This is a genomic window from Streptomyces sp. SID5469 (genome assembly GCF_009862865.1).
Classification (GTDB): domain Bacteria; phylum Actinomycetota; class Actinomycetes; order Streptomycetales; family Streptomycetaceae; genus Streptomyces; species Streptomyces avermitilis.
This window is the reverse complement of record NZ_WWIN01000001.1, coordinates 4,352,616-4,378,753: the sequence shown is the minus strand read 5'-3', so window position 1 is coordinate 4,378,753 and position 26,138 is coordinate 4,352,616. Positions and strand designations below refer to the sequence as shown.

Annotated in this window: 20 protein-coding genes, 1 tRNA gene and 1 riboswitch; of the genes, 17 read left to right on the top strand and 4 right to left on the bottom strand. The window is 71.0% G+C overall.

Annotated features, from left to right (window positions below):
* The first annotated feature begins 19 nt into the window (after positions 1–19).
* A complete protein-coding gene (locus GTY58_RS18470; protein ID WP_042493228.1) occupies positions 20–1,036 on the top strand; it encodes a nucleoside triphosphate pyrophosphohydrolase in 1,017 nt (338 codons plus the stop codon).
* Between the two features lie 54 nt (positions 1,037–1,090).
* Here the strand turns inward: GTY58_RS18470 and GTY58_RS18465 are convergent, their stop codons facing one another.
* A complete protein-coding gene (locus GTY58_RS18465; protein ID WP_037644879.1) occupies positions 1,091–2,347 on the bottom strand; it encodes a cytochrome P450 in 1,257 nt (418 codons plus the stop codon).
* Between the two features lie 524 nt (positions 2,348–2,871).
* On the opposite strand from GTY58_RS18465, the gene GTY58_RS18460 reads away from it, so the two are divergent.
* The 8 genes from GTY58_RS18460 (at position 2,872) to GTY58_RS18425 (ending at position 12,196) form a co-directional block, all read left to right on the top strand.
* Complete coding sequence (locus tag GTY58_RS18460) at positions 2,872–3,831, top strand: transglycosylase family protein (RefSeq protein WP_010984966.1); 960 nt, start codon at positions 2,872–2,874, stop codon at positions 3,829–3,831.
* 176 nt (positions 3,832–4,007) lie between these two features.
* Positions 4,008–4,187, top strand: a riboswitch (cyclic di-AMP (ydaO/yuaA leader).
* Between the two features lie 4 nt (positions 4,188–4,191).
* Positions 4,192–4,875, top strand: coding sequence for a transglycosylase family protein (locus tag GTY58_RS18455; RefSeq protein ID WP_010984965.1), 684 nt, complete (start codon positions 4,192–4,194; stop codon positions 4,873–4,875).
* Between the two features lie 335 nt (positions 4,876–5,210).
* Positions 5,211–6,503 carry a phosphopyruvate hydratase gene (gene eno / locus GTY58_RS18450; RefSeq protein WP_037644882.1) on the top strand — a complete coding sequence of 431 codons (1,293 nt, stop codon included), beginning with the start codon at positions 5,211–5,213 and terminating at the stop codon, positions 6,501–6,503.
* Positions 6,504–6,619: 116 nt separating this feature from the next.
* The gene (locus GTY58_RS18445) at positions 6,620–7,096 is read left to right on the top strand and encodes a septum formation initiator family protein (protein WP_037644884.1); all 477 of its coding nucleotides are present in this window, start codon (positions 6,620–6,622) and stop codon (positions 7,094–7,096) included.
* A gap of 28 nt (positions 7,097–7,124) precedes the next feature.
* Positions 7,125–7,649 (top strand): DUF501 domain-containing protein, encoded by a 525-nt coding sequence (locus GTY58_RS18440; protein WP_010984962.1) that lies wholly within the window; start codon positions 7,125–7,127, stop codon positions 7,647–7,649.
* A 134-nt stretch (positions 7,650–7,783) separates the two neighbouring features.
* A complete protein-coding gene (locus GTY58_RS18435; protein WP_010984961.1) occupies positions 7,784–8,725 on the top strand; it encodes a Ppx/GppA phosphatase family protein in 942 nt (313 codons plus the stop codon).
* A 585-nt stretch (positions 8,726–9,310) separates the two neighbouring features.
* Positions 9,311–10,702 (top strand): NAD(P)/FAD-dependent oxidoreductase, encoded by a 1,392-nt coding sequence (locus tag GTY58_RS18430; protein WP_048894565.1) that lies wholly within the window; start codon positions 9,311–9,313, stop codon positions 10,700–10,702.
* 204 nt (positions 10,703–10,906) lie between these two features.
* On the top strand, positions 10,907–12,196 hold the full coding sequence (locus tag GTY58_RS18425) for a cyclopropane-fatty-acyl-phospholipid synthase family protein (RefSeq protein ID WP_010984959.1): 1,290 nt from the start codon (positions 10,907–10,909) through the stop codon (positions 12,194–12,196).
* 67 nt (positions 12,197–12,263) lie between these two features.
* On the opposite strand, the gene GTY58_RS18420 is transcribed toward GTY58_RS18425, so the two are convergent.
* Complete coding sequence (locus GTY58_RS18420; protein ID WP_010984958.1) at positions 12,264–14,792, bottom strand: ABC transporter permease; 2,529 nt, start codon at positions 14,790–14,792, stop codon at positions 12,264–12,266.
* A gap of 73 nt (positions 14,793–14,865) precedes the next feature.
* Positions 14,866–15,636 carry an ABC transporter ATP-binding protein gene (locus GTY58_RS18415; RefSeq protein WP_010984957.1) on the bottom strand — a complete coding sequence of 257 codons (771 nt, stop codon included), beginning with the start codon at positions 15,634–15,636 and terminating at the stop codon, positions 14,866–14,868.
* Positions 15,637–16,058: 422 nt separating this feature from the next.
* Here GTY58_RS18415 and GTY58_RS18410 point away from each other — a divergent pair.
* Positions 16,059–16,141 (top strand) — tRNA-Leu (locus tag GTY58_RS18410).
* Between the two features lie 183 nt (positions 16,142–16,324).
* On the opposite strand, the gene GTY58_RS18405 is transcribed toward GTY58_RS18410, so the two are convergent.
* Positions 16,325–17,167, bottom strand: coding sequence for an SDR family oxidoreductase (locus GTY58_RS18405; protein WP_010984956.1), 843 nt, complete (start codon positions 17,165–17,167; stop codon positions 16,325–16,327).
* A gap of 420 nt (positions 17,168–17,587) precedes the next feature.
* Between GTY58_RS18405 and GTY58_RS18400 the strand changes: the two genes are divergently transcribed.
* The 7 genes from GTY58_RS18400 to GTY58_RS18370 are packed head-to-tail and all read left to right on the top strand — an operon-like array spanning position 17,588 to position 25,998.
* Positions 17,588–18,475 carry an AfsA-related hotdog domain-containing protein gene (locus GTY58_RS18400; protein ID WP_159029002.1) on the top strand — a complete coding sequence of 296 codons (888 nt, stop codon included), beginning with the start codon at positions 17,588–17,590 and terminating at the stop codon, positions 18,473–18,475.
* Positions 18,472–19,113: an isoprenylcysteine carboxylmethyltransferase family protein gene (locus GTY58_RS18395; RefSeq protein ID WP_010984954.1), complete on the top strand. Its 642-nt coding sequence runs from the start codon at positions 18,472–18,474 to the stop codon at positions 19,111–19,113. Before GTY58_RS18400 ends, GTY58_RS18395 begins: the two co-directional genes overlap by 4 nt.
* Before the next feature lie 3 nt (positions 19,114–19,116).
* Positions 19,117–22,206: a PEP/pyruvate-binding domain-containing protein gene (locus GTY58_RS18390; RefSeq protein WP_010984953.1), complete on the top strand. Its 3,090-nt coding sequence runs from the start codon at positions 19,117–19,119 to the stop codon at positions 22,204–22,206.
* A gap of 3 nt (positions 22,207–22,209) precedes the next feature.
* On the top strand, positions 22,210–23,295 hold the full coding sequence (locus tag GTY58_RS18385; protein WP_010984952.1) for a ketoacyl-ACP synthase III family protein: 1,086 nt from the start codon (positions 22,210–22,212) through the stop codon (positions 23,293–23,295).
* Entirely contained in the window at positions 23,292–23,714 is a 423-nt protein-coding gene (locus GTY58_RS18380; RefSeq protein ID WP_197586458.1) for a nuclear transport factor 2 family protein, read from the top strand. The genes GTY58_RS18385 and GTY58_RS18380 overlap by 4 nt, the downstream gene beginning before the upstream one ends.
* Positions 23,711–25,123, top strand: coding sequence for a cytochrome P450 (locus GTY58_RS18375; protein ID WP_010984950.1), 1,413 nt, complete (start codon positions 23,711–23,713; stop codon positions 25,121–25,123). Before GTY58_RS18380 ends, GTY58_RS18375 begins: the two co-directional genes overlap by 4 nt.
* Entirely contained in the window at positions 25,117–25,998 is an 882-nt protein-coding gene (locus tag GTY58_RS18370) for a hypothetical protein (RefSeq protein ID WP_037644887.1), read from the top strand. Before GTY58_RS18375 ends, GTY58_RS18370 begins: the two co-directional genes overlap by 7 nt.
* Positions 25,999–26,138 lie beyond the last annotated feature (140 nt).

Genomic DNA, 26,138 nt, shown 5'->3' with positions numbered 1-26,138 from the left:
CGTGGGTTACGTTCGAGGGGTGAACGCAACCAGCCTCAACGGCGACTCGAACGTGACCGGTGCCGACGCCCCCGCCCCCGGCCGCATCGTCCTGCTCACCACCAGTCACCGTGTCGCACCCGGACTCCTGTCCTGGCCCGCCTGGCAGGCGCTGCACGGTGCCGACCGGGTCCTGTGCGCGGACGGCGCGCACCCCCAGCTGCCGTATCTGCGCGAGGCGGGCATCACGGTCGACGAGGCGTCCCCGACCGCCGAGGAGCTGGTCGACGCCTGCGCCGGCGGCCGCACGCTGGTCGTCGTCGCGACCGGCGAGGGCGAGCCGCGCCTCACCGACGGGCTGGCCCGCCTCGCGGGCTCCGGCCGCATACAGATGCCGGACCTGGAGCTGCTCCCCGCCTCGTACGACCTGCCGGGCGCCCGTCTCCTCGACCTCGTCCAGGTCATGGACCGCATCCGCGCCGAGTGCCCCTGGTCGTCCCAGCAGACCCACAAGGGCCTGGCCAAGTACGGCATCGAGGAAGCGTACGAGCTGGTCGAGGCGATCGAGGAGGGCGACCGCGACGAACTCCGCGAGGAGCTGGGAGACGTCCTGCTCCAGGTGGTCTTCCACGCCCGGATCGCGGAGGAGGACGAGGACGAGCCGTTCTCGATCGACGACGTGGCGGGCGGCATCGTCGCCAAGCTGATCCACCGCCACCCGCACGTCTTCGGCGACGAGACCGCGGCCACTCCGGAGGAGGTCAAGGAGCACTGGCTGCGCACCAAGGCGGTGGAGAAGCAGCGGACCTCGGTGACCGAGGGCGTTCCGCTCGGCCAGCCGGGCCTGGCCCTGGCCGCGAAGCTGTCGTCGCGGGTGCGCACGGCGGGACTCGACGTACCGCTGCCGCACGGCGAGGACGTCGGCTACGAGCTGCTGGCGATGGCCGCGCGCGCCGAGGCGGAGGGCGTGGACCCGGAGGCGGCACTCCGGGCGGCGGCGCGGGCCTACCGGGACGCGATCCGGGGGGCGGAGGAGACGGGCGCGGCGGGGGACTGACACAAGCGGCGGACCTGCCGGGGTCGGCGGCGTGAACGCGGTGAGCCACATGTGTCAGGTGGCCGTGAACTCCACGGGGAGGTTGCGCAGCCCGCGCATGATCAGGCCGCCTCGCCAGCGCAGGTCCGCGGGATCGGCGGCAAGGCGGAGATCGGGCAGCCGGCGCAGCAGGGTGGCCAGCGCCGTGCGGCCTTCGAGGCGGGCGAGCGGCGCGCCGATGCAGTAGTGGATGCCATGTCCGTAGCCGAGGTGCTGGTTGTCGCTGCGGGAGAGGTCGAGCGTGTCCGGCTCGTCGAAACGCGCGGGATCACGGTCGGCGGCGGCGAGGACCACGAGCACGGGATCACCGGAAGCGATGCGCTGTCCGCCCATGTCCAGGGGCTCGGTCGCGTAGCGCCAAGTAGCCAGTTCGACGGGGCCGTCGTAGCGGAGGAGCTCTTCGATACCGGTGTCGAGCAGGTCCTGTTCGCCCCGCTCGATCGACTGCTGCAGTCGCGCCCGCTGCTGTGGGTTGCGCAGCAGCGCGTATGTGCCGTTGCCGATGAGGTTGATGGTCGTTTCAAAACCGGCGAACAGCAGTACGAAACACATGGCCGCGGCTTCGTTCTCGGTGAGGTGCTCGCCGTGGTCGGAGGCGCGGATGAGACCGGAGATGAGGTCCTCGCCGGGGCCGGGGTCGGCCGGCAGCGCCTCCCGTTTGCGGTGGATCAGCTCGGCGAGATAGCCGCGCATCTTCTTCACGGACCGCGCGACACCGCCCCTCGGCCCTCCCCCGTGCCGGATCATCATCCCCGCCCAGTCCCGGAAGTCGTCCTGGTCCTCGCGGGGGACGCCGAGCAGGTCGCAGATGGCGTAGATGGGGAGGGGGAACGCGAACTCATGGATGAGGTCGGCGCTTCCGGTCTGCGCGAACTGGTCGATGAGGTGGTCGGTCAGCTCTTGGACCCGGGGCGCGAATTCGGCCACTCGGCGGGGTGTGAACGCTTTGGAGACGAGCCGACGGAGGCGCGTGTGGTCCGGCGGGTCGATGTTGAGCAGATGGGTCATGAGGTTGGCGCTGCGCTCGCCGGGGATACCCGTCTTGCTCTTTCCGGGGGCGTCTTCGGAATGGTGCACGGGATTTTTGGAGAGCCGCGCGTCGGCCAGCGCCTGCTTGGCGTCCGCGTACCGAGTCACCAGCCACGCCTCGACACCGCTGGGAAGTGTGGTGCGGTGCACGGGCGCATGCTCGCGGAGCCACGCGTAGGCAGGGTAGGGGTCGGTGGCGAACTCCCAGGTGAAGAGTTCGGGTTCGCTATGTGGGGCGTTCACGGGGTGACGGTACCGGGAGCCGCGTTCTCGCTGGAGTCGGCGCGTACCGGCGGCCGACCCCGCCACCGTGCCGACCCCGCCGCCGTGCCGACCCCGCCGCCGTGCCGACCCCGCCACCGTGCCGACTCTCCCGACGTGACAACCAGCACCTCGGCTACGGGCACGGCGTCACTGCTGCCTCGGTGTACCCGCCGCCCGACTGTGGGCAGACGCCGCTCGCCCCTCTCCAGGAACTGCAACTCGCGGTGGATTCGGTCGATTTGGGCTGCACCGAAAGCGCGTCATGCATGGATTGCGCACGCTTCCGGTGGAGTTCACCCCAGCTGGGCGGTGAGGTACCCGCATGCACTAACACAGAGAGCTGTCGCGAGAGAACTGACATTCGTTCAACTCTGTGATCTTCACGTGATCTGCGCGGCATTAACTTGTGACAAGCGTTCGAGTACGGATACGTTCACGCATCAAGCGCGGCGCTTGGCCACAACCGTCGCGCAGCTCACTGCTGTCACGCGAAAGGCAACCGCATGCTCTCCGGGAACGGTCGACACCGACGCCCCCGTCAGGCTCCGGCCCTCCTCGTCGCGGCCGGCGTGACCGGCTCGGCCATCGCGATCCCGTTGCTCGGCGCCACCGGCGCCAGCGCGGCCAGCGGTACGACGTGGGACCAGGTCGCGGAGTGCGAGAGCGGAGGCTCCTGGAGCGCCGACACCGGCAACGGGTACTACGGCGGGCTCCAGTTGTCCCAGGGGAACTGGGAGAAGTACGGCGGTCTCGACTACGCCCCCAGTGCCGACCAGGCCAGCCGCTCCCAGCAGATAGCCGTCGCCGAGAAGGTCCTCGCCGCCAAGGGCAGCTCCCCCTGGTCCACCTGCGGCATCGCTGTCGGCCTCAGCCAGGACTCCGGTTCGGCCGACGTCGACACGGGCCTCCTCGGCAGCGGATCCACGGCCGACTCCGACTCCGGTTCCGGCATCAGCTCCGGCCTGTCCGACTCGTCCTCTTCGTCCGGCTCCTCGTCCGCGGCCAAGGATTCCAAGGGCTCCGCCAAGGCCGACGCCACGCCGTCCGGCTCTTCGACTTCCGACAGCTCGTCCGCGGATGCGGCGAAGAGTGACGACTCGGACAAGTCAGGGCAGAACGGCGACGCTTCGACCCCCTCCGAGGCGGAGTCCACCAGCTCCGGCCGGCACCGCGGCGACACGGCCGACGAGAGTGCCGCCGACGGCCGCGCCGACGACTCCACCGGCCGGCATGCCTCCCGCGGCTCCGACGGCTCCCGCGAGGCGGCTCCCGACGCGGCCGACGACGCGTACGTCGTGCGCCCCGGAGACAGCCTGTCGGCCATCGCCGACTCCCTTGGGCTCAGGGGCGGATGGTCCGCGCTGTACACCGAGAACGAGAAGACCGTCGGCGCCGACCCGGACGTCATCGTCCCCGGTCAGAGCCTTGCACTTGCTGCCGAACCGGGCGAAAAGCAGCGGTAGTTCGGACCGTCTTTCACCGCTAATGTCCCGGTTTGGTGAGAGTGAGAGATGAGTCTCAGAAGCCCTGATCGTCTTTGAAATTCCGGCGATCGACTGCTTACGGTCGTGATCGCTCGCCACAGCGGGCCCCGACGGTCGCAACGCCGAATCCTGCCAGCGGCCGTACGGGAACAGTCGTCGCGTAAGCGCCGCAGGCAGGAGCGGGGGACCCAAGGTAGGCGCCGGGCCCAGCACTTGAGGCTGGTCCGGCTAGGGGTGAAGTCGCGCGCCGGAATCGGCAGAGGAAGGCGCGCGGCCGGGCAACTCAACCGGCCCGAACCCGACAGCTCACCTCGTAGGCGTCGGTGAGGGGATCACTTCATGCTGCTTTCCAGCAAGGGCAAGCACCGCCGCCCGTCCAAGGCCACTCGTGCGATCGCCATCGCCGGTGTCACCGGTGCCGCCGTCGCCGCCCCGCTCATGGCGGCCGGCAACGCCTCCGCCGCCACCGCCTCCGAGTGGGACGCCGTCGCCCAGTGCGAGGCCGGCGGCAACTGGTCCATCAACACCGGAAACGGCTACTACGGCGGCCTTCAGTTCTCGGCCTCCACCTGGGCCGCGTACGGCGGCACGGCCTACGCCTCCACCGCCGACCAGGCCTCCAAGTCCGAGCAGATCTCGGTCGGCGAGAAGGTCCTCGCCGCCCAGGGCAAGGGCGCCTGGCCGACCTGCGGCACCGGACTTTCGGGCGCCGCGAACAACGCCGGCTCGCCGGCCCCGAGCACCCCGCAGCAGAGCACCCCGAAGAGCAGCACCACCCAGTCGACCGAGCAGCGCGCCTCCCGTTCGGACGAGCGGCCGGCCGCCAAGACCGTCGAGACCCCGACCGGCAAGAAGGTCAAGAAGGGCGACGGCGAGTACAAGGTCGTCAAGGGCGACACCCTCAGCTCCATCGCCGAGAAGAAGCACGTCGCGGGCGGCTGGCAGAAGCTGTTCAAGCTGAACAAGGACATCGTCGACGACGCCGACTTCATCTACCCGGGCCAGCAGCTCCACCTGAGCTGACAACAGGCTCGTACCTGAACCACAGCGCGCTCCCATACGTGACCTCCATGGTGGAGGCCTCGTGAGGGGCCGCCCCCGTCCCCACGGGCCCCCCGCTCCGGTGCGTCTTCCCCCGTACGCACCGGGGCGGGGCTTTTTCTTGTCCCGGTCGCACCGGATATACCGGGGCTCTTTTGTTCCGTTCGGAAACAATTTACTCTCGGTTCTGTCCATGAGGTGGTCGACCGGCTGGCCGATCCCTCAGAGCCGGTTAGGCTCATCCCGCGGGGCCTCCACAGGTCTGCGCCCAACCGGGCCTCCGGCCCGGCGTAACTCGCGTCACATCCCAGAAGGAGATGCTCGTGCCGTCCATCGACGTCGTCGTAGCCCGGGAAATCCTGGACTCCCGAGGCAACCCCACGGTCGAGGTCGAGGTCGGCCTCGACGACGGCAGCACGGGTCGTGCCGCCGTCCCGTCCGGCGCCTCCACCGGTGCCTTCGAGGCCATCGAGCTCCGCGACGGTGACCCCAACCGTTACCAGGGCAAGGGTGTCGAGAAGGCCGTCCTCGCCGTCATCGAGCAGATCGGCCCGGAGCTCGTCGGCTACGACGCCACCGAGCAGCGCCTGATCGACCAGGCGATGTTCGACCTGGACGCCACCGACAACAAGGGCTCGCTCGGCGCCAACGCCATCCTCGGCGTCTCCCTCGCCGTCGCGCACGCCGCCTCCGAGGCCAGCGACCTCCCGCTCTTCCGCTACCTGGGCGGCCCGAACGCGCACCTGCTGCCCGTTCCGATGATGAACATCCTGAACGGCGGCTCGCACGCCGACTCCAACGTGGACATCCAGGAGTTCATGATCGCCCCGATCGGCGCGGAGTCCTTCTCCGAGGCCCTGCGCTGGGGCGCCGAGGTCTACCACACCCTCAAGAAGGTGCTGAAGACCAAGGGCCTGTCCACCGGCCTCGGCGACGAGGGCGGCTTCGCCCCGAACCTGGAGTCGAACCGCGCCGCGCTCGACCTCATCATCGAGGCCATCAAGCAGGCCGGTTACATCCCGGGCGAGCAGATCGCGCTCGCGCTCGACGTCGCCGCGTCCGAGTTCTACAAGGACGGCAAGTACGAGTTCGAGGGCAAGTCCCGCTCGGCCGCCGAGATGACCGAGTACTACGAGGAGCTCGTCTCCGCGTACCCGCTCGTCTCCATCGAGGACCCGCTGTACGAGGACGACTGGGCCGGCTGGAAGGTCATCACCGACAAGCTGGGCGACAAGGTCCAGATCGTCGGCGACGACCTCTTCGTCACCAACCCGGAGCGCCTGGCCCGCGGCATCGAGGAGGGCTCCGCCAACGCCCTGCTCGTCAAGGTCAACCAGATCGGTTCGCTGACCGAGACCCTGGACGCCGTCGAGCTGGCCCAGCGCAACGGCTTCAAGTGCATGATGTCCCACCGCTCCGGCGAGACCGAGGACGTCACCATCGCCGACCTCGCCGTCGCCGTGAACTGCGGTCAGATCAAGACCGGCGCCCCGGCCCGCTCGGACCGTGTCGCCAAGTACAACCAGCTGCTGCGCATCGAGGAGATCCTCGACGACGCCGCCGAGTACGCCGGCCGCTCGGCGTTCCCCCGGTTCCGCTCGGCGAACTGATCAGGCACAGCGAGGGCTGATCCGCCAAGGCCCTTGGGCAGCGTCGTACGTACGTCCCCGTACTCGGTCCCGTACCGTGTGCGGGGACGTACGCGCGTGTGAAGGGGAGGCGGGAGATGGCCGTGAAGGACCGGGACCGGTTCTCCACCGCGACCAGGCTGCGGCTGCTCGGCGAGCAGACGGCGGCCCGCGTCTACCGCTCCCAGACCAAGCGGCAGGCCCGCCGCTCCCGGCTGACCAGCCGGGCCGCGCTGCTCGCGCTGGTGCTGTGCTCGCTGATCGTGGCCCTCGCGTACCCGATAAGGCAGTACGTGTCCCAGCGCGCCGAGGTCGCCGATCTCCAGCGGCAGCAGGAGCGGGCCCGGCAGCGCGTCGAACAGCTGCGTGACCTCAAGGCCCGCTGGCAGGACGACGCCTACGCCGAGCAGCAGATCCGGCAGCGGCTGCACTATGTGATGCCGGGCGAGACCGGCTACATCGTGATCGACCCGGCCGCGGCCAAGCCGGCGCGGACGACGCAGGGTGCGGCCGACCGCCCCTGGTACGCCAACGTCTGGGACGGGGTCGACAAGTCCGACGCCTCCGACCAGTGAAGAACGAGAAAGAGACTTACGTACAGGCATGGAAACGCCCCCGCCGACCACTCCGCGCACCGAGCCGACCGACGCGGACGTCGAGGCCTTCAAGCAGCAGCTCGGGCGCCCGCCGCGCGGACTGCGCGCCATCGCGCACCGGTGCCCGTGCGGACAGCCGGACGTCGTCGAGACGGCGCCGCGGCTGCCCGACGGCACGCCGTTCCCGACGACGTACTACCTGACGTGCCCGCGGGCCGCGTCCGCGATCGGCACCCTCGAGGCCAACGGCGTCATGAAGGAGATGACGGACCGGCTGGCGACCGACCCCGAGCTGGCCGCGGCCTACCGCGCGGCGCACGAGGACTACATCGCCCGCCGCGACTCCATCGAGGTCCTGGAGGGCTTCCCGAGCGCGGGCGGCATGCCGGACCGGGTGAAGTGCCTGCATGTGCTGGTGGCCCACTCCCTGGCCGCGGGCCCGGGTGTGAACCCGCTGGGCGACGAGGCGATCGCGATGCTGCCGGAGTGGTGGCGCAAGGGGGCCTGCGTGGTGCCGGCCGCCGACGAGTGACCGTCCGTTCCCGTCCCCGGGGGCCGCGCCCCCAGGCCCCCGCTTCGGCCTGAACGGCCCGTCCTTGAACGCCGGACGGGCCGATCGCCGCCGACCGGAGCCGAGAACTCACCCCTCGACCTCAAGGAACTGCCATGACCCGCGTCGCCGCCATCGACTGCGGTACGAACTCCATCCGGCTCCTCGTCGCCGACGCCCACCCGGAGACCGGGGAACTCGTCGACCTCGACCGGCGGATGACCATCGTCCGGCTCGGCCAGGGCGTCGACCGGACCGGGCGGCTCGCGCCCGAGGCCCTGGAGCGGACCTTCGCGGCCTGCCGGGAGTACGCCGCGATCATCAAGGAGCACGGCGCGGAGAAGATCCGCTTCGTCGCCACCTCCGCCTCCCGCGACGCCGAGAACCGCGACGAGTTCGTGCGCGGGGTCATCGACATCCTGGGTGTCGAGCCCGAGGTCATCACCGGCGACCAGGAGGCCGAGTTCTCCTTCACCGGCGCGACCAAGGAGCTGACCGGCCGCGACGACCTCGCCAAGCCCTTCCTCGTCGTGGACATCGGCGGCGGCTCGACGGAGTTCGTGGTCGGCGACGACCATGTGCGCGCCGCACGCTCCGTCGACATCGGCTGCGTCCGTATGACCGAACGTCACCTGGTGCACGACGGCCAGGTAGTCGACCCGCCGTCGCCCGACCGGATCGAGGCGATCCGGGCCGACATCGACGCGGCGCTGGACCTGGTGGAGCAGACCGTGCCGCTGCACGAGGCGCACACGCTGGTCGGCCTGGCCGGCTCCGTCACCACGATCTCGGCGATCGCGCAGAACCTCCCGGAGTACGACTCGGTCGCCATCCACCACTCCCGGATCCCGTACGACCGCGTCCGCGAGATCACCGAGTGGCTGCTGGCCTCCACCCACGCCGAACGCGCGGCCGTCCCCTCCATGCACCCGGGCCGCGTCGACGTCATCGGCGCGGGCGCCCTCGTACTGCTCTCGATCATGGAGCGGATCGGGGCGCGGGAGGTCGTGGTCAGCGAGCACGACATCCTCGACGGAATCGCCTGGTCCATCGCGTAGTTCGCGCGGCCGTCAGCGAGGCGTTCGCGAGGTCGGCGGCGGGGCGCTCGCGCGGCCGTCGGCGAGACGCTCGCGCGCTCGTCGGCGAGACGTTCGTGAGGTGTCCGGCGAGGTGTTCGTGAGGCGTTTCGGGGGGCCTTGGGCGTGACCTGGGGGACACTTTGCTACCCGCCGGTAGTCTCTCCTGAGCAGTTCGGATAACGTATGAGCACGCTCTGAGGGCCTTCCGGACCCCCTCCGCGGCACACCGCCGGAAAACTTCGTGAAGTTCTTCACAAGGATTTCGGGCCTGCTGGGCGACGATTCGGTGGGTTGCCCCCTTCAGGGGGGCTCACCAGGTGCGGGAGGGTGCTCAGCGGAGCGTTGCGGGTGTGTTTCCGGCGGGTGGGCGCGGAGGGTGGTTCGGCCCGTTCGAACGACCGGAGTGCAGCTCACGCGGTGTTGACAACGGTCCGCACCGCGCGGTGGTTCCCCTCCATCGACATGACCTGGGTCACGTGAGCCGCGCAGTGTAGCAGAGGGCTCACCCAAGCTTGTGAAGGGGCGCACGAGCGACCCCCCTGGGGCGGGTGGATACTCGATGGCATGAGCACCACGGAGCGTCCCAGGATCCTCGTAGTAGGCGGTGGGTACGTAGGCCTGTACGCAGCTCGGCGCATTCTCAAGAAGATGCGCTACGGCGAGGCGACCGTCACGGTCGTCGACCCCCGGTCGTACATGACCTACCAGCCCTTCCTCCCCGAAACCGCCGCCGGCAGCATCTCCCCTCGGCATGTCGTCGTCCCGCTGCGACGCGTGCTGCCGAAGGCGGAGGTCCTCACCGGCCGGGTCACCACCATCGACCAGGACCGCAAGGTCGCCACGATCGCCCCTCTCGTGGGTGAGGCGTACGAGCTGCCTTTCGACTACCTCGTCATCGCGATGGGCGCGGTCTCCCGCACCTTCCCGATCCCCGGCCTCGCCGAGCAGGGCATCGGCATGAAGGGCATCGAGGAGGCCATCGGCCTGCGCAACCACGTCCTCGAGCAGCTCGACAAGGCCGACTCGACGACCGATGAGGAGGTCCGCCGCAAGGCGTTGACCTTCGTCTTCGTCGGCGGTGGCTTCGCCGGCGCCGAGACCATCGGCGAGGTCGAGGACATGGCCCGCGACGCGGCCAAGTACTACAACAACGTGTCGCGCGAGGACATGCGGTTCATCCTCGTCGACGCCGCCGACAAGATCCTCCCCGAGGTCGGCCCCAAGCTCGGCCAGTACGGCAAGGAGCACCTGGAGAGCCGCGGGGTCGAGATCTACCTCTCCACCTCGATGGACTCCTGCGTCGACGGCCACGTCGTGCTGAAGAACGGCCTCGAGGTCGACTCCAGCACGATCGTGTGGACGGCCGGCGTCAAGCCGAACCCGGTCCTGTCCCGCTTCGGCCTGCCGCTCGGCCCGCGCGGTCACGTGGACACCCAGACCACCCTCCAGGTGCAGGGCACGGACTACATCTGGGCCGCCGGCGACAACGCGCAGGTGCCGGACATGGCCGCCCGCAAGGCCGGCGTCGAGAACGCCTGGTGCCCGCCGAACGCGCAGCACGCGCTGCGTCAGGCGAGGGTCCTCGGCGACAACGTGGTCTCCGGTATGCGGGGCTTCCCGCAGAAGGAGTACGCGCACTCCAACAAGGGTGCGGTGGCCGGGCTCGGCCTCCACAAGGGCGTCGCGATGATCGTCATGGGCAAGATGAAGATCAAGCTCAAGGGCCGGCTGGCGTGGTACATGCACCGCGGCTACCACGGCCTGGCGATGCCGACGTGGAACCGGAAGATCCGGGTCTTCGCGGACTGGACGCTGCAGATGTTCCTGAAGCGTGAGGTCGTGGCGCTGGGCGCGCTGGAGTCCCCGCGCGAGGAGTTCTACGAGGCCGCCAAGCCGGCGCCGGCTCCGGCCGCCGCGGTCGCGCCGAAGACCGAGGAGAAGGCCAAGGCCTCCTGACCTCCGGTCACCGAACAGCCCGAAGGGGCCTTCCGCCATCCGTGGTGCGGGAGGCCCCTTCGGCGTTCCCGCGCAGGCGAAAGAAGCATGGTCGCTACATCTATTTTGCTCACTCGTAACGCGAAAGGGGGACTGCGCGCGGCTTCCGCCGGTGTTTACGTGGTGTTGGACGTTCCGGGATCTACCGTCACGGAGGTGTGCGCCATGCCAGACGCCGCGCTGCGGCTGAAGAGCCTTCTCGACCAGTTGCTGGGAGCCCCGCTCCCGCTGCGTATTCACGCGTGGGACGGTTCGGAGGCCGGCCCGCCCGGTGCTCCCACCCTCGTCGTGCGCAATCGCCGCGCCCTGCGCCGGCTGTTGTGGAAACCCGGCGAGCTGGGCCTGGCCCGGGCCTGGGTCGCGGGCGACGTGACGGTGCGGGGAGACCTCTACGCCGTCCTCGACCTGATCGCCGGGCTCCTCTGGGAGCGCCGCGACGACGCCCGTACCCTCACCGAGGCCCTGCGTGACCCGGACGTACGCGCCGCGGTCAGCGGCCTGGTGCGGATGGCCGGACCCCCGCTGCCGCCCGCCCCGCCCCGCGAGGAGGTCCGCAGACGCGGCCATCTGCACACCAAGCGCAGCGACCGGCGCGCCATCAGCCACCACTACGACGTCGGCAACGACTTCTACGAGATCGTCCTCGGCCCGTCCATGGTGTACTCCTGCGCCTACTGGGCCACCCCGGACGGCACACTCGAGGACGCCCAGCGCGACAAGCTCGAACTCGTCTCCCGCAAGCTCGGTCTGACCCCCGGTCAGCGGCTCCTGGACGTCGGCTGCGGCTGGGGCTCCATGGCCATCCACGCCGCCCGCGAGCACGGCGTGAGCGTCGTCGGCATCACCCTCTCCCAGGAGCAGGCCGCGTACGCCCGTAAGCGCGTCGCCGACGAGGGGCTGACCGACCGGGTCGAGATCCGCGTACAGGACTACCGGGACGTGACCGACGGCCCGTACGACGCGATCTCCTCCATCGGCATGGCCGAGCACGTCGGCGCCGAGCGGTACCTGGACTACGCGCGGGATCTGTACGCCCTGCTCAAGCCGGACGGGCGGCTCCTCAACCACCAGATCGCCCGGCGGCCGCAGCTCGACGAATCCACGTACTCCGTCGACGAGTTCATCGACGCGTACGTCTTCCCGGACGGTGAGCTCGCGCCCATCGGCAGCACGGTCACCCAGCTGGAGCGGGCCGGGTTCGAGGTCCGTGACGTCGAGTCCCTGCGTGAGCACTACGCCCTCACCCTGCGGCGCTGGGTCGCCAACCTGGAGGCCCAGTGGGTGCGGGGCGTACGGCTGACGAGCCCGGGCCGGGCCCGTGTCTGGCGGCTGTACATGGCCGCCTGCGCCCTCGCCTTCGAGCACAACCGCATCGGCGTCAACCAGGTGCTGGCGGTCAGGACACCGGAGTCGGGCGCCTCCGGGATCCCTCTGCGGGCACGTACCTGGAACTGAGCACAGCGCGAAATGGGGCCCCGTTCCAGGGATCGGAACGGGGCCCCGCCTCATGTACGGCTGTCGGTTACTCCGACTTGATGGCCGTCAGCATGTTCAGGCGGGCCGCCCGGCGGGCCGGCCACAGGGCCGCCAGGACGCCGACCGCCGCGGCCAGCAGGAGGAAGAGGGCCATCCGGCCCCAGGGCAGGACCAGTTCGTACGTCGCCATCTTGGTGCCGAGCAGTTCACCGGCCGCCCAGCCGAAGAACACGCCGAGGCCGATGCCGAGCACACCGCCGAAGAGCGAGATGACCAGGGACTCCAGCCGGACCATCCGCTTGATGCCCTTGCGGTCCAGGCCGATCGCCCGGAGCATGCCGATCTCCTGCGAGCGTTCGAAGACCGACATGGCCAGGGTGTTGATGACACCGAGGACGGCGACGATCACCGCCATCGCCAGCAGGCCGTAGAGCATGTTCAGCATCAGCGTGAACATCTGCGCGATGTCGTTGGAGATGTCCTTCTTGTCCTGGACCTTGATGGCCGGGTTGTCGCCGAGTGCCTTCTCCAGCCGGTCCTTGACCGGGCCGGACGCGCCGGCCGACGTCTTGACCATGACCTGCATGTCGGACGGGTCGGTCAGATGCGGGGTGAGCGTGGCGTTGTCCAGCATGATGCCGCGCATCATCTCGGTGCTCTGGTACACCCCGGTGACCGTGAGCCGCTGCTTCTTGCCGTCCTCGAACGAGGCCGTGAACCGCGAACCGGCCGTCCAGTGGTGGGACGCGGCGGTCTCGTCGTCGACGACGACCTGCGTGCCGCCGACCTTGAAGGCGCCGTCCTGGACCGTGAGATCGGTCAGGTCGTTGATGGACCGGCCGTTGACGCCGGTCAGGTACTCGGTCTCGCCGTCGATGCGCGAGGGCGCGTTGCGCAGCGGGCTGGTGGCGGTGACGCCGTCCGTCGCGGAGAGCTTCTTGTCGACGTCCGTGGAGAGGTAGTTGCCGTTGGCCATCGAGACGACGTAGTCCGCCTTGATCGCGGAGGACGCCATCTTGTCGATCGACGTCTGCAGGCTGCCCGCCATCACCGTCATGCCGGTGATCAGAGTGAGGCCGATCATCAGCGCGGAGGCGGTCGCGGCGGTGCGCCGCGGGTTGCGTACGGAGTTCTGGCGGGCGAGCTTGCCGGAGACCCCGAAGATACGCAGCACCGGGGCGGCCGCGGCGATCAGCGGGCGTGACAGCAGTGGCGTGAGGATGAAGACGCCGATGATGAGCAGCACCGCCCCGAGGCCCATCGGGGCCTGCCCGTCCGAGCCGTCCAGGGTGGTGGCGTAGAGGACGACCGCGATGCCGGCGGCGGAGAACAGGGCGCCGAGCGTGTTGCGCAGGACCAGGGACTTGGTGGTGGCCTTGGCGTGCACGCTGCTCATCGCGGCGACCGGCGGGATCTTCGCGGCGCGCCGGCCCGGCAGCCACGCGGCCAGCATGGTGATGAGGATGCCGACGAGCAGCGCCGTGGCGACCGTGCCCGGGGAGATGACCAGCGGGCCGTCGGGGACGGTGGCGCCCAGGGTGCCCATCAGGGAGCGCATGCCCGCGCCGATGCCGATGCCCGCGGCCAGACCGGTGACGGCCGCGACCGCGCCGACGACGAACGCCTCGATCAGTACGGACCGGGTGACCTGCCTGCGGGAGGCGCCGACGGCGCGCAGCAGCGCCAGCTCCTTGGTGCGCTGGGCGACCAGCATGGTGAAGGTGTTGGCGATGATGAAGGTGCCGACGAAGAGCGCGATGCCCGCGAAGACCAGCAGGCCGGTCTTCATGCCGCTCATCGCGGAGGCGATCTGGGTCGCCTGGTCGTCGGCGAGCTGCTTGCCGGTGGTGGTGGAGGCGACGTCCTTCGGCACGACCTCGTCGAGCGCGTTGCGCAGCGCGATCTGGCTCGTCCCGGAGGCGGCCTTCACATCGATCTCGTCGTACTCGCCGGCCTTGTGGAACAGCTGCTGGGCGGTCGCGGTGTCGAAGAGGGCGAGGCTGCCGCCGGCCGCGACGTTGCCGTCGTCGGTGGTGAAGATGCCGGTGACCTTCGGGGTGAGCACCGGGCCGTCGACGGAGAGCCGTACGGTGTCGCCGACCTTGTATCCGGCGCGCTCGGCCGTCCTCGCGTCGAGGGCGATCTCGTTCTTGCCGCGGGGGGCGTGTCCGACGGTCAGGGGGTAACGGGGGTCCTTGGTCCCCCAGTAGTTCCCGCCCTGCGACTGGAAGCCGTTGCCGACGAGCTTGCCGTCCTGGTCGGCGATGGCGGTGAAGCCGTTCACGACGCCGATGGCGGAGCCGGCGCCGGGCACCTCGGCGGCCTTGTCGAGGAGCGCCTGGGTGAGCTTGGGCCGCTCGGCGATCGTGTCGCCCTCGTCCTGGCGGCTCTCCGCCTGGATGGCGACGTCGACCTGGTCGAAGCCCTTGGCGGAGCTCTTCTGGTAGGCGTCCGAGATGGTGTTGGTGAAGACCAGGGTGCCCGAGACGAACGCCACGCCGAGCATCACGGCGAGCACGGTCATGACGAGCCTGGCCTTGTGCGCGAGTACGGTGCGCAAGGCGGTACGGAACATGGGTTTTCTCAGTCCAGGAGGTATGGGGTGAGGGGACGTCGGCTCAGTCCCGGGCGGTGGGGGTGAGGGGACGTCAGCTCGTGCGGCCCTTGGCGTCGAACTGCTTCATGCGGTCGAGGACCGCGTCGGCCGTCGGCCCGTGCACCTCGTCCACGATGCGTCCGTCCGCCAGGAAGACGACCCGGTCGGCGTAGGCCGCGGCCACCGGGTCGTGCGTGACCATGACCACGGTCTGCCCCAGCTCCCGTACGGAGTTGCGCAGGAAGCCCAGCACCTCCGCGCCCGAGCGCGAGTCCAGGTTTCCGGTCGGCTCGTCGCCGAAGATGATGTCGGGCTTGGACGCGAGCGCGCGGGCCACGGCGACGCGCTGCTGCTGGCCGCCCGACAGCTGGGCGGGCCGGTGGCTCAGCCGTCCCGACAGGCCCACCATCTGGATGACGTTGTCGAGCCACTGCTTGTCCGGCTTGCGGCCCGCGATGTCCATCGGGAGGGTGATGTTCTCCAGGGCGGTCAGCGTGGGCAGCAGGTTGAACGCCTGGAAGATGAAGCCGATCTTGTCCCGGCGGAGCTTCGTGAGCTGCTTGTCCTTGAGCGAGCCGAGCTCGGTGTCGCCTATGCGCACGGAGCCGCTGCTGAAGGTGTCGAGGCCCGCGACGCAGTGCATCAGCGTGGACTTGCCGGACCCGGAGGGGCCCATGATCGCGGTGAACTCGGCCTGCCGGAAGTCGGCGGTGACCCGGTCCAGGGCGACCACCTGGGTCTCGCCCTGTCCGTAGACCTTCGACAGTTCCGTGGCGCGGGCGGCCACCGCGGTGGTCCGGTCGGCGAGGGGAGTGCTGGTCACGGGAGGGTGCTCCTGTCGGGACGGCGATGATGGGGACGTGTTCCATCCTGGGGCCCGATCGGAGCCCTGTAGTCAGCCGCTGTTCCGGTTCCCGGGGGCGACTCGGGACTGACCGGCAGGGCGCGTCTCATACCTGGGGATGACAGCCGCCCCTGAGGGGGCGCAGTCGCGGCTTTCTGTGCGCCGACTGTGCGCCTCGCTCGTTCGGGCGGTACCAGGGTCGTGTGCGGGCGGTGAAATTCCGTCATTCCGCATACGCCGGTCCGAGTTGCCCGAAAGGCTACTGGCAAGTGCGGATGGCCCGTACCGGGTGCTGATGCACCCTCAGACGTCAATAAAATAAGACAACATCGGGTCCACCGCCCGCTGTTCGGAGGATGCGTCCCGATAGGCTCGGAACCTCGATGCGGAGCCCATGGCCTGCCCGGATGGTGGAATGCAGACACGGCGAGCTTAAACCTCGCTGCCCCTCGCGGGCGTACCGGTTCAAGTCCGGTTCCGGGCACCTCCCGCGCCACGGCACCTACCTGCTGGAACGGCGGGGAGGTGCCGAATTTCTTTTGTGGCCCGGGAACACCACGGGAGCACGCCGTCTCTGCGGTCGTTTTATGGCGTACGTGACGCCGCGAACGAACCGAAAGTCTTCAGAGCCGCTGTCGACAGCCGCTGTCGATGAGCATGCCCGCATTCAGGCGAACGCGTTCCTGTGGTCCGTCGCCCACTGTCGGTAGGAGCGTGGTGGGTGGCCCGTGACCCGGGCGAACGTGGGGTCGGTCGTCGTCTTGCGGCCCAGCAGCTGGCGTTGTGCGCTCAGGACGAGTGCGTGCACCACCTTGGGCGGGTAGCGCCGCGCCCACCGGGCGGCAGCCTGCTGTGGTGTCAGTTCGCGGCAGACCAGCGGGCGGCCGAGGACCGCCGCCAGGTGCCGCGTCTGTTGCTCCGCGGAGACCGCTTCGGGGCCGGTGAGGGGATACACCCGGCCCTCGTGGCCGGGTGAGGTCAGCGCGGTCACCGCGACCTCGGCGATGTCACGGGGGTCGACGCAGGCGTTCTCCGAGCCGGGGTACAGGGCTCGCACGGTGCCTTCCCGGCGGATGGAGTCCGCCCAGGACAGGGTGTTGGACATGAAGGCGCGCGGTCGCAGCAGGGTCCAGTCGAGCCCGGAGGAGCGCAGCGTCTCCTCGCACTTCCGCTGCCACCGCGTGATCAGGTCGTCGGCGTCGTCCTCACCGGCCGCGTACGAGGACAGCTTCACCACATGCCGTACGTCGGCCGCCACCGCCGCCCGCAGGAACCGCCCGTCCTCCTGACCGCCCGGATCGACGGTGACCAGGAACGCGGCCTCGACGCCCTTCAGTGCCCGCAGCAGCGACGCGTGGTCCTCGTACGCTCCGGTGGCGACCTCGACGCCGGGCCCTTCGACCGTGAGCCGCGCCGGGTCGCGGACCAGAAGGCGCACCCGGCCGGACCGCGCCAGTGTGTGTGCCACCTGGCGGCCCACCACGCCGGTCGCGCCCGTCACCAGAATCACCGCACAGGCCTTTCTCGTCGGGCCACGGGCACCGGGATCGCACCCGGCTCCGGGCACGGCCGACGACCGCACCCGGCCCGTGGGTCGGAAGAACAGGGGTCGCATCGTGGCCCCCGCCGCTGACACGCCGCTGATCCGCGGAACGAGGGCGTGACCTGGCCGCCCGGGTCTCCGAGGAGGGCTCCGGGAGTGATCAGCGGCGTGTCAGCGGCCTCGTCGACACTGGGCCGGCGCCGGGCCGACAACGGTCCGACTGACGTACGGAACCAAGCCGTCCACCCTCGGCGACCGCCTCCTCCTCCCCCCCGGCCGGCCATCGGACGGGGCGTTCGAGAGGCAGGCGGATCCCGCCCCGAGCTGCCGGGACCGCACGCTCCACGTCACGCGCCGAGCAGAAGAGGCAGGAAACGAGGAATGCGGATGACCACGCACATAGAGACGACGCGAGAAGAAGAGAGGAACGGAAGCCGGGTAGGCCTGCTGCCGCCGCCGGCCCCGTCACCCGGCGGGGACTCGTGGCTGACGGAGCTGACCGTCGACCGGAGGGACCCCTTCTTCTTCGACCACCCGCTGGACCACGTCCCCGGCATGCTGCTGGTGTGCGGGATGGCGAACGCCGTGCGTGACCGCATCGACGTGCCCCCGGGCTTACGCGCCAAGTGGGTGGTGAACTTCCGGGTGATGCCGGAACTGTCTCCCGAGCTCGTGCTGTACGCGGCGCCGGAGGAGAAGGGCCGCCGCCCGCTGCGCGTCACGCAGGGGCCGGCCGTCGTCTCGGACGGCTGGTTCGTACTGACCCCCGACAGCGATCCGGTCCGCCCCTCCGCCGCCGGCGCCCGTCGTGAGGCCCCCGCGCAGGCCTCGCTGGTGCATCGCACCCGCCCGGCGAACGTGATGATCGGTGAACCCCGGGCGACCGACGGACTGGTCACCGCGCCCGTACTGGTCCCGGCTTCCTGGCACACCCTGGCGAGCCGCAGGGCGGGCCTGCGCTCCGTGAAGTCCGTCATCGAGGCCGGCCGGCAGTTCGCCACCTGGTTGTCGCACCGGGTGGGCGGCTGGCCGCCGGAAGTACAGATGCTGTGGCTGCGGCTCACCGCCGACCTGCCGCTCGACCTGCCCGCCTCGGTACCGCTTTCGCTGCGCTGGCGGCAGGTGCGTATGTCCGACGACAAGGCCAGACTCACCTTCGAGGTCGTCGCGGGTGAGGGCGAGGGCGTCACCGTCGGTTCCCTGATCTACGTCAGCAAGGGCCTGTCCCCCGACGGCTACCGTGCCTTTCGCGCCGACCGGGAGGCGGCGGCATGAACCAGCGCCTCGTCGTCCTCGCGCTGCGGGCCCTGCTGCCCGTGACCTGCGCCGTGTTCGTGACCGCGATCGGTCTGCTGCTCACCGACCACGCCTCCACGCCGCAGTTGGCGGGCGCCCTGTTCGCCGGCCTGTACGTGCTGTGGGTACTCGCCGAGGCCAGGATCACCGTGCGGCATCCCTCCCAGTCCGCCGCGGAGAACAGCACCCTGCTGCCGTACGCCCTCGCCCGCGCCGGCACCGGAATGTCCGCGGTGCTCTGGCCGCTGCCGTGGCAGGGGTGGTCGGCGTGGCTGGTCGTGCCGGTCGTGGTGTTCACCGCCGCGGTCGCGCTGCGCCTGGTCGCCATCCGTACTCTGGGGCGCTTCTACTCCCACCACGTGGTCCGCTATTCCGACCATTCCGTGGTCACGCACGGCCCGTACCGACACGTGCGGCACCCGGCCTACACCGGGATGCTGCTGGCCAACGCCGCGTTCGTGTCGTTCTTCCTCAACCCGCTGAGTGTGCTGTTCCTTCTCGCCCTGTGCGCCGTGGTCACCTGGCGGGTCCGGGTCGAGGAACGGGTGCTGTGGGAGGTGCCCGGATACGCCGGTTACGCGGGCGGCCGGGCACGGCTCCTGCCGGGGGTGTGGTAGGCCATGGCGCATACGGTCCACCACCCCCCTTCGACCGGCTCGACCGGCCGCGGAACCACTGACGCGGGGGCCCCCGCTTCCCTTGACACCCATCTGGCCGGGCCCGTTGATACACATCTGGCCGGGCCCGCGGCCGACGCGCTGGCCGATCCGGTCCAGGTGGGGCACAAGTTCTCCCGGCAGCACACGATGCGCCGCGCCGGCCTTCCCGTGCCCGCCTTCTTCGTCCTGACCGCCGAGGCGTTCGCCGCGTCGGTGCCCGTGCCCGCCGGCTTCCCCGGCACCGGTGCGAGCGCCGGTGACCTGATGGCCTGGGCGCGCGCCGCGCGGGACCGGGTCCGCGCCGTGCGGGTGCCGGCGGAACTGGCCGGGCGGATCCTCGCCGCCTTCGACGAACTCGCCGGACCCGACGGGCTCGTCGCCGTACGCGGCTGTACGGCGGCGCAGGCGGACGGCAGCGGAGAGGACGGCGCCGACGACCCGTTCGCCGGGCTGTCCGACAGCTACCTCTACGTCCGCAGGGACGCCGTCCTCGACCGGGTCGTGGACTGCTGGTCCTCCGCCTACAACCCCGAGGCGGTGCTCTACCGGGTGCGGCGCGGCGTCGACGTCACCGCGGTACGCGTCGCGGTCGGGGTGCAGCGGATGGTGCCGGGAGTGCGGTCGTTCGTGATGTTCACCCGTGATCCCCGCGGCGGTGCCCAACAGGCGGTCGTCGCCGCCGCGCACGGCATCGGTGAGGGCATCGTGCAGGAGAAGGCCGACATCGACCACTTCTTCGTGAACCGCGCCGACGGTGCCGTCCGCGGCGAGCTCGCCGTGAAGTCCGTGATGGTCGGTCTCGACCCGGCCCGCGCCGACGAGGGCCCGGTCGTCCTGCCGGTCCCCGCCCCGCTCGCCCGGAAGGCGGTGCTCTCCGACGCGGATGTCCGCCGCGTCGGTGCGCTGGCCGCCCGCGCGGAGGAACTGTTCGGCGGCCCCCAGGACATCGAGGGCACCATCACCAGTGACGGTGCGATCCACCTGGTGCAGGCCAGGCCCGTGGTGCAGACCGGGTCCGTGGTGCAGACCGGGTCCGTGGTGCAGACCGGGCCCGTGCCCGGTGAGGGCGCCGTGCCGGGTGCCGGGGCCGTGCCGGGTGCCGGGGCCGCGCCGGGGGACGAGGCCGTGCCGCCCGTGCCGTGGACCAACCACAACCTCACCGAGTCCTTCCCCGGTGTCACCAGCGCGCTGACGTACTCACAGGCCCGGGTCTTCTACCGGACCGGCTTCGCCGACTTCTACCGGCGCGTCGGCGTACCGAAGCGGTCCCTGCGGCGCAACCAGCACCACCTGAGCCGGATGATCGGCCACCTGGACGGGCGGGTGTACTACCGGCTCGACGCCTGGTTCGCGCTGCACGGCCAGATCCCCGGCTTCGAGCTCATCCGCCCCATGTGGCAGCGTTCGCTCGGCTTCACACAGCCGCCCGACCACGCCCGTCCGGACGAGGGGGACCGCCGCCGCGCGTGGGGGGAGGTGCTGCGGGCCTCGCCCCGCCTCGGCTGGGCCTACGTCACCCAACCCCGCCGACTGCGGCAGTTCCTGCGCTGGTGGGACGAGTTGATGGCGCAGTGGCCCTCCTTCGAGGACTGCACCGCGGACGAACTCGTCGCCCGCTACCGCACCATGTGGGCCGAGGCCGAACACCGCTGGGGCATCACCATGGTGTCCAGTTACTTCGCCCTGGTGGCGCTGACGTGCGCCGACTCCCTGCTCAAGCGCTGGGCGCCGGAGGGGTCGGCGCTGCTGCCGCGCCTGCTGGGCGGCGGCCGGCCCAACCGCACTCTGGCGTCGGTGCGTTCCTCCATCGCCCTGGCCGAACGCGTCGCCGCCGACCCGGCGCTGCGCACCGCCGTGCTGGAGCGACCCGAGCGGGAGGTGTGGGAGGAGATCGCCTCCTCGGTCCACGGCGAAGCCGTCGCCGAGGAGTTCGACAGGCATCTGCGGACCTATGGCGACCGGGCCCTGCACGATCTCAAGCTGGAGGTGCGCACCCCTCGCCAGGAACCGTGGCAGATCGTGCCCGCGCTACGGCCCTTCATCACCCAGGGGCTCACCGTCGCGGCGAACGAGGCCGACGAGGCCGCCGCCCGGCGCGCCGCCCGGCACGCGCTGCGCGAGGCCTGCCCGAATCCGCTGCGGCGGGCCGTGCTCAGCGGTGTGCTCGCCTCGCTGCGATTCAGTGTCAAGGCCCGCGAGGACACCCGGTTCTGCCGCAGTCAGCTGTACGGCGTCTCCCGTGAGGTGATGTGGCGGCTCGCGGAACGGCTGGTCGAGGCGGGCATGCTGGACCGGGCGTCCGACATCGTGCACCTCCAGGCCGAGGAGGTACTCGGCGCGTTCGACGGCACCCTGCCCGAGACGGATCTGCGCGCGGTGGCCCGGCGGCGCGAGGCGCGGCAGGACGCCCGCGCGGCCACGCCGGACCCGCCCGCCTACTTCACCGTCCCCGGCGGCCTGCCGGTGCCGGTGGCGCTGGCCTCGCGCCGCGACACCCGGCCCCGGGCCGGTCTGGCGCGGGACGGCGTACTGCGCGGCATCGCCTCCAGCAGCGGCAGGGCCCGTGGCCGGGCGCTGGTCGTCCGGGACACGCGGGTGCCGCCCGAGCAGTGCGTGGACCGGATACTGATCGCGAAGGAGACCGACCCCGGCTGGCTGGCGCTGATGATGGCGGCCAGGGGGATCGTGGTGGAGCGCGGCAGTCTGGTCTCGCACACCGCGATCAGCGGACGGCTGCTCGGGGTACCGACAGTGGTCGCGGTCACGGACGCCATGACGGCCGTCCCGGACGGCGCCTGGGTGGAGATCGACGGCGACGCGGGCACGGTACGCCCGCTGACGGCGGCCGAGGCAGCCCAGTGCGAGGCAGCGGAAGCCGCGCGGCGCGACGCAGACGACGCAGACGATGCCGACGACGCCGCGCACCGTAAGGCCGACGACGCCACGGCTTCCGGACGGGACCACTCGGACAGTGCGGCGCCCGGACGTGGCGACCCGGACGGCACGGCCCCCGGTCATGACGGCACCACGGCCGCGCGCGGGGAGGCGTAGCCCGTGCGCGTGGACAACCTGCACATCGCCGGCCTCGGCTGCTACCTGCCCAGGCCCTATCCCGCCGAGCGCGCCGTCGCCGAGGGCCGGTACGAGGCGGCGGAACACAGGAACGGCGGCTGGACCGGCGCCGCCGTCGCCGGGAACATCTCCCCGCCCGAGATGGCGGTGAAGGCCGCCCGCACCGCGCTGGAGCGCTCCGGGCACCCGGCCGCCGACATCGCGCTGGTGCTGCACGCCTCGCTGCACGAGCAGGGCCCCGAGCTGTGGACGCCGCACCAGTACGTGCTGCGGCACGCGGTGGGCACCCAGGTGCCCGCCATGGAGGTCCGGCAGGGCTGCAACGCGGCCCTGGGCGCCCTGGAACTGGCCCACGGCTACCTCAGCGCCGATCCGGCGAGAGCGGCGGCGCTCGTGACCGCCGCCGAGAACTTCGGCACCGAACGCGTCGACCGCTGGCGCTACCAGGCGGGCGCGCGCATGAAGCGGCCGTCCATCCTCGGCGACGCGGCCACCGCGGTCGTCCTGTCCAGCCGCGGAGGCTTCGCCCGGGTCAGGTCGATCGTCTCGGCGTCGCTGCCGGAGCTGGAGGAGATGAACCGGCCCCGCGGCCCCCTGTTCCCGCCGAACCGGACCCGCACCGGCCGCATCGACCTGGTCGCCCGGGTGCTCGACTACGCCCACGACAACCCGGGGGCCGCCACGCTCGCCAGGAAGTCGCTGGACGCGGGCCGTACCGAGATCGCGCTGCGGGCCATCGAGGACGCGGGGCTGCGCCCGTCCGACATCACCCGGGTCACCCACGTGCTCTCCGGGGGTCCCGAGTACATCCGGGCCGTGCTCGAACCCCTGGGGATCGACCCGGCGCGGGGCGTACTCGACTTCGGCCGACACCTCGGCCACATGACCACCAGCGACCAACTCGCCGCGCTGCACCATCTCGTCGAGACCCGCCAGGTCGTCGAGGGCGACCGGGTCCTGATGATCAACAACAGCTTCGGGGTCTCCCTGTTCGGCGCGGTCGTGGAGATCACCGGCAATCCGTCCTGGGCCACCGGAAGCCCGTCGGCATACAAGGAGTGGAAGTGACCGTCTCGCAAGCAGAGGGCACCATGACCGTGGCCCGGTGGATCGGTTCGCTGGAGGCGGGGTGGCGTGCCCGCGACGCGGAGGCGATAGCCGCCCTCTTCACCGACGACGCCGTCTACCACCAGGGCCCCTACGGCGCCCCGCACACCGGCCGGGCGGCCGTGGCCGAGCACTGGCGCGGGACGCTGTCACGGCAGAAGGACGCGAAGATGTGGTTCGGGGAACCCCTCGTGTCGGGCCGGCGGGCCGCCGTGGAGTGGTGGTGCGTGCTGTACGACCCCGCCACCGGTACGCCCCGCAACGCGGCGGGCTGTCTGGCGCTGCGGTTCGCGCCGGACGGGCGGTGCGAGTCCTTGCACGAGTACTGGCACGGGGCGCCGGACCAGGCGCTGGAGCCCGCCGAGGGGTGGCTGCGATGAGCGGCGCGAGCGCACGGTGCCCGTTCTCGGGCGCCGGCGGCGGGACGGACGTTCTGCCGCTGCCGGCCGACCCGGGCACGGCAGCCGGTGCTCCGGCCCCCGGTCCGCCCGACGCACCGGCCGCCCCCGCCCCCCGTACGGCGGACCGGTCCGCCCCCCACGCGGCGGACCCGCACGCCCCCAGCACGGCGGACCTGCCCCGCTTTCCCTTCCCCGGCCTGTCCGGCATCCCCCTGGACCCCGTGCTCCTGGACCGCTACCGGGGCGAGCCGTTGGTGCCGGTAGGGCTGGCGAACGGCCGCGAGGCCCTGCTGGTGACCCGGTACGCCGACGTCAGGACCGTGCTGTCCGACGACCGTTTCAGCCGGGAGGCGTGGGCCAACGGCACCCTGTTCGCCCGCAGGTCCGGTGCGCTCGCGCTGGTCACCAGCGACGCGCCCACGCACACCCGGCGTCGCAGCCGGGTCCAGTCCCGCTTCACGCACCGCAGAGCCGAGGAGGACCGGCCCCGCATCGCGCGGATCGCCGCGGAACTGCTCGACTCCCTTCAGGCCGCGGACACCGGCCGGCCGGTCGACCTGATCGCCGAGTTCACCACTCCGTTCCCGTACCGGGTGATCTGCGAGATGCTCGGCGTGCCGGTGGCCGATCTGGACCGACTGCTGCCGTCGGTGACGGTGATGATGTCCGCCGGACGCTTCTCCGCCGACGAGGCAGCCCGCGCCCACGAGGTCATGTACGGCTACTTCTTCGGACAACTGGCCGCGCGCCGCGAGGCGATCGCGGCCGGGTGCCCCGGGGACGACCTGCTGACGTCGCTGCTGTCCGCGCCGCGGGAGACCCGGCTCAGCGACGAGGAGATCGTCGTCTTCGGCTTCGGCCTGATGATGGCGGGCGGCGAGACCACCGCCTCCCATCTCGCGATGTGCGTCCTCCAGGTACTGGGCACACCCGGCCTCGCCGACCGGCTCAGGCGCGACGCGTCCGCGGTGCCGGCCGTCGTGGAGGAACTGCTGCGGTGGGTGTGGTTCGCCGGTACCGGCGGCCAGCCGCACGTGGCACTCGAGGACGTCGAACTCGCGGGCCGGGTCCTGCCCGCGGGCCAGGTCGTCATCCCGCTCACCGACGCGGCCAACCGCGACCCCGGTGTCTTCCCCGACGCGGACGAGTTCCGCCCGGACCGCGCGCCCAACCCGCACATCGGCTTCGGCCACGGCCGGCACATGTGCCTGGGTGCCGCACACGCCCGGGTGGAGCTCCAGGAGGGTCTGACCGCGGTCCTGGAGCGCCTGGACCACCTGGAACTGGCGGTCGAACCGGCGGAACTCCGCTGGCGCGACCAGATGTTCATGCGCGGCGTGTGGGAACTGCCGGTGCGCTGGCACACGAAGGAGGACGGACGGTGCTGAGACGCTGGACCCGCTTCGTGGCGGGCAGTTACCCCCCGCTGCCGTCGGTGCTGTTCGCGTTCCTGTGGGCGTACGGGGTCACCGGGCTGTTCGCGGCCGTGCAGCCGCAGAGCCCGCCCTGGCGGCCCGGAACCGGCACCTTCACAGCCGCCGTCACGCTCACCGTCACCCTGCTGCTGATGCGCGCCGTGGATGACATCCGCGATCTGGCGTACGACCGCGCGTTCCACCCGAAGCGGCCGCTGGCCGCCGGAACCGTGCGGATGAAGGACCTGCTGGTGCTGTGCGCGGCCGGCGCGGTGCTCGTGCTGGCACTCAACGCCGGCAGCCCCACGGCCCTCGCGGTCCTGGCGGCCCAACTCGGCTACTGCGGGCTCTTTCTGACCGTCGACCGCCTTCTGGGCTGGCCACCGGGAGACCGGCTGTTCCTGAGCCTCCTGTTCAGCTTCCCCGCTCAGTTGCTGCTCCACGTCTACCTCTACGCCCGCTACCTCCACGACACGTCCTCGGGCCCCGGCCGCGAGGGAGTCCTGGCCATCGTGATCACCGTGCTGGTCACCGTCCACATGGAGTTCGCCAAGAAGATCACCCGGCGGACACGGCCCGGCGAACGCAGTTATGTCGATGCCCTCGGCCTCGGCGGGACGGTGGCCGTGGCGCTGATCGCGCCGGTGCTGTCGGTCCTGCTGCTGATGACCCAGGCCCGTCCGGTGGCCTTGCTGACGCCGCTGGCCCTGCTGCCCCTGCTGCTGCCGGCCCGGGCCGGCTGGCGGTTCTGGCGGACCCGGACCCCGCGCTGGCCCGCGGCGTCCCCGGCGTACTACGTCCTGTCCACCTTCGCCTGCTACCTGGCGCTGAGCCTGACCTACGGATGACACAACGGCGCCGGGCCCGCAGGCCGTTCCGGGCATTGACAGCTCGCCCCTCCGGTCGGAAACTCACCCAGCATGGTGAAGGAAAGTTCACCATGCGAACTCCGTCACTCGACCACGGGGCCGGGCGAACGCGAAGGGGC

Excerpts from the sequence above, each read along its gene's own strand:
- GTY58_RS18460 (WP_010984966.1), top strand. The coding sequence starts at position 2,872 with ATGCTCTCCGGGAACGGTCGACACCGACGCCCCCGTCAGGCTCCGGCC.
- GTY58_RS18455 (WP_010984965.1), top strand. The coding sequence starts at position 4,192 with ATGCTGCTTTCCAGCAAGGGCAAGCACCGCCGCCCGTCCAAGGCCACT.
- eno (WP_037644882.1), top strand. The coding sequence starts at position 5,211 with ATGCTCGTGCCGTCCATCGACGTCGTCGTAGCCCGGGAAATCCTGGAC.
- GTY58_RS18445 (WP_037644884.1), top strand. The coding sequence starts at position 6,620 with ATGGCCGTGAAGGACCGGGACCGGTTCTCCACCGCGACCAGGCTGCGG.
- GTY58_RS18440 (WP_010984962.1), top strand. The coding sequence starts at position 7,125 with ATGGAAACGCCCCCGCCGACCACTCCGCGCACCGAGCCGACCGACGCG.
- GTY58_RS18435 (WP_010984961.1), top strand. The coding sequence starts at position 7,784 with ATGACCCGCGTCGCCGCCATCGACTGCGGTACGAACTCCATCCGGCTC.
- GTY58_RS18430 (WP_048894565.1), top strand. The coding sequence starts at position 9,311 with ATGAGCACCACGGAGCGTCCCAGGATCCTCGTAGTAGGCGGTGGGTAC.
- GTY58_RS18425 (WP_010984959.1), top strand. The coding sequence starts at position 10,907 with ATGCCAGACGCCGCGCTGCGGCTGAAGAGCCTTCTCGACCAGTTGCTG.
- GTY58_RS18420 (WP_010984958.1), bottom strand. The coding sequence starts at position 14,792 with ATGTTCCGTACCGCCTTGCGCACCGTACTCGCGCACAAGGCCAGGCTC.
- GTY58_RS18400 (WP_159029002.1), top strand. The coding sequence starts at position 17,588 with ATGACCACGCACATAGAGACGACGCGAGAAGAAGAGAGGAACGGAAGC.
- GTY58_RS18395 (WP_010984954.1), top strand. The coding sequence starts at position 18,472 with ATGAACCAGCGCCTCGTCGTCCTCGCGCTGCGGGCCCTGCTGCCCGTG.
- GTY58_RS18390 (WP_010984953.1), top strand. The coding sequence starts at position 19,117 with ATGGCGCATACGGTCCACCACCCCCCTTCGACCGGCTCGACCGGCCGC.
- GTY58_RS18375 (WP_010984950.1), top strand. The coding sequence starts at position 23,711 with ATGAGCGGCGCGAGCGCACGGTGCCCGTTCTCGGGCGCCGGCGGCGGG.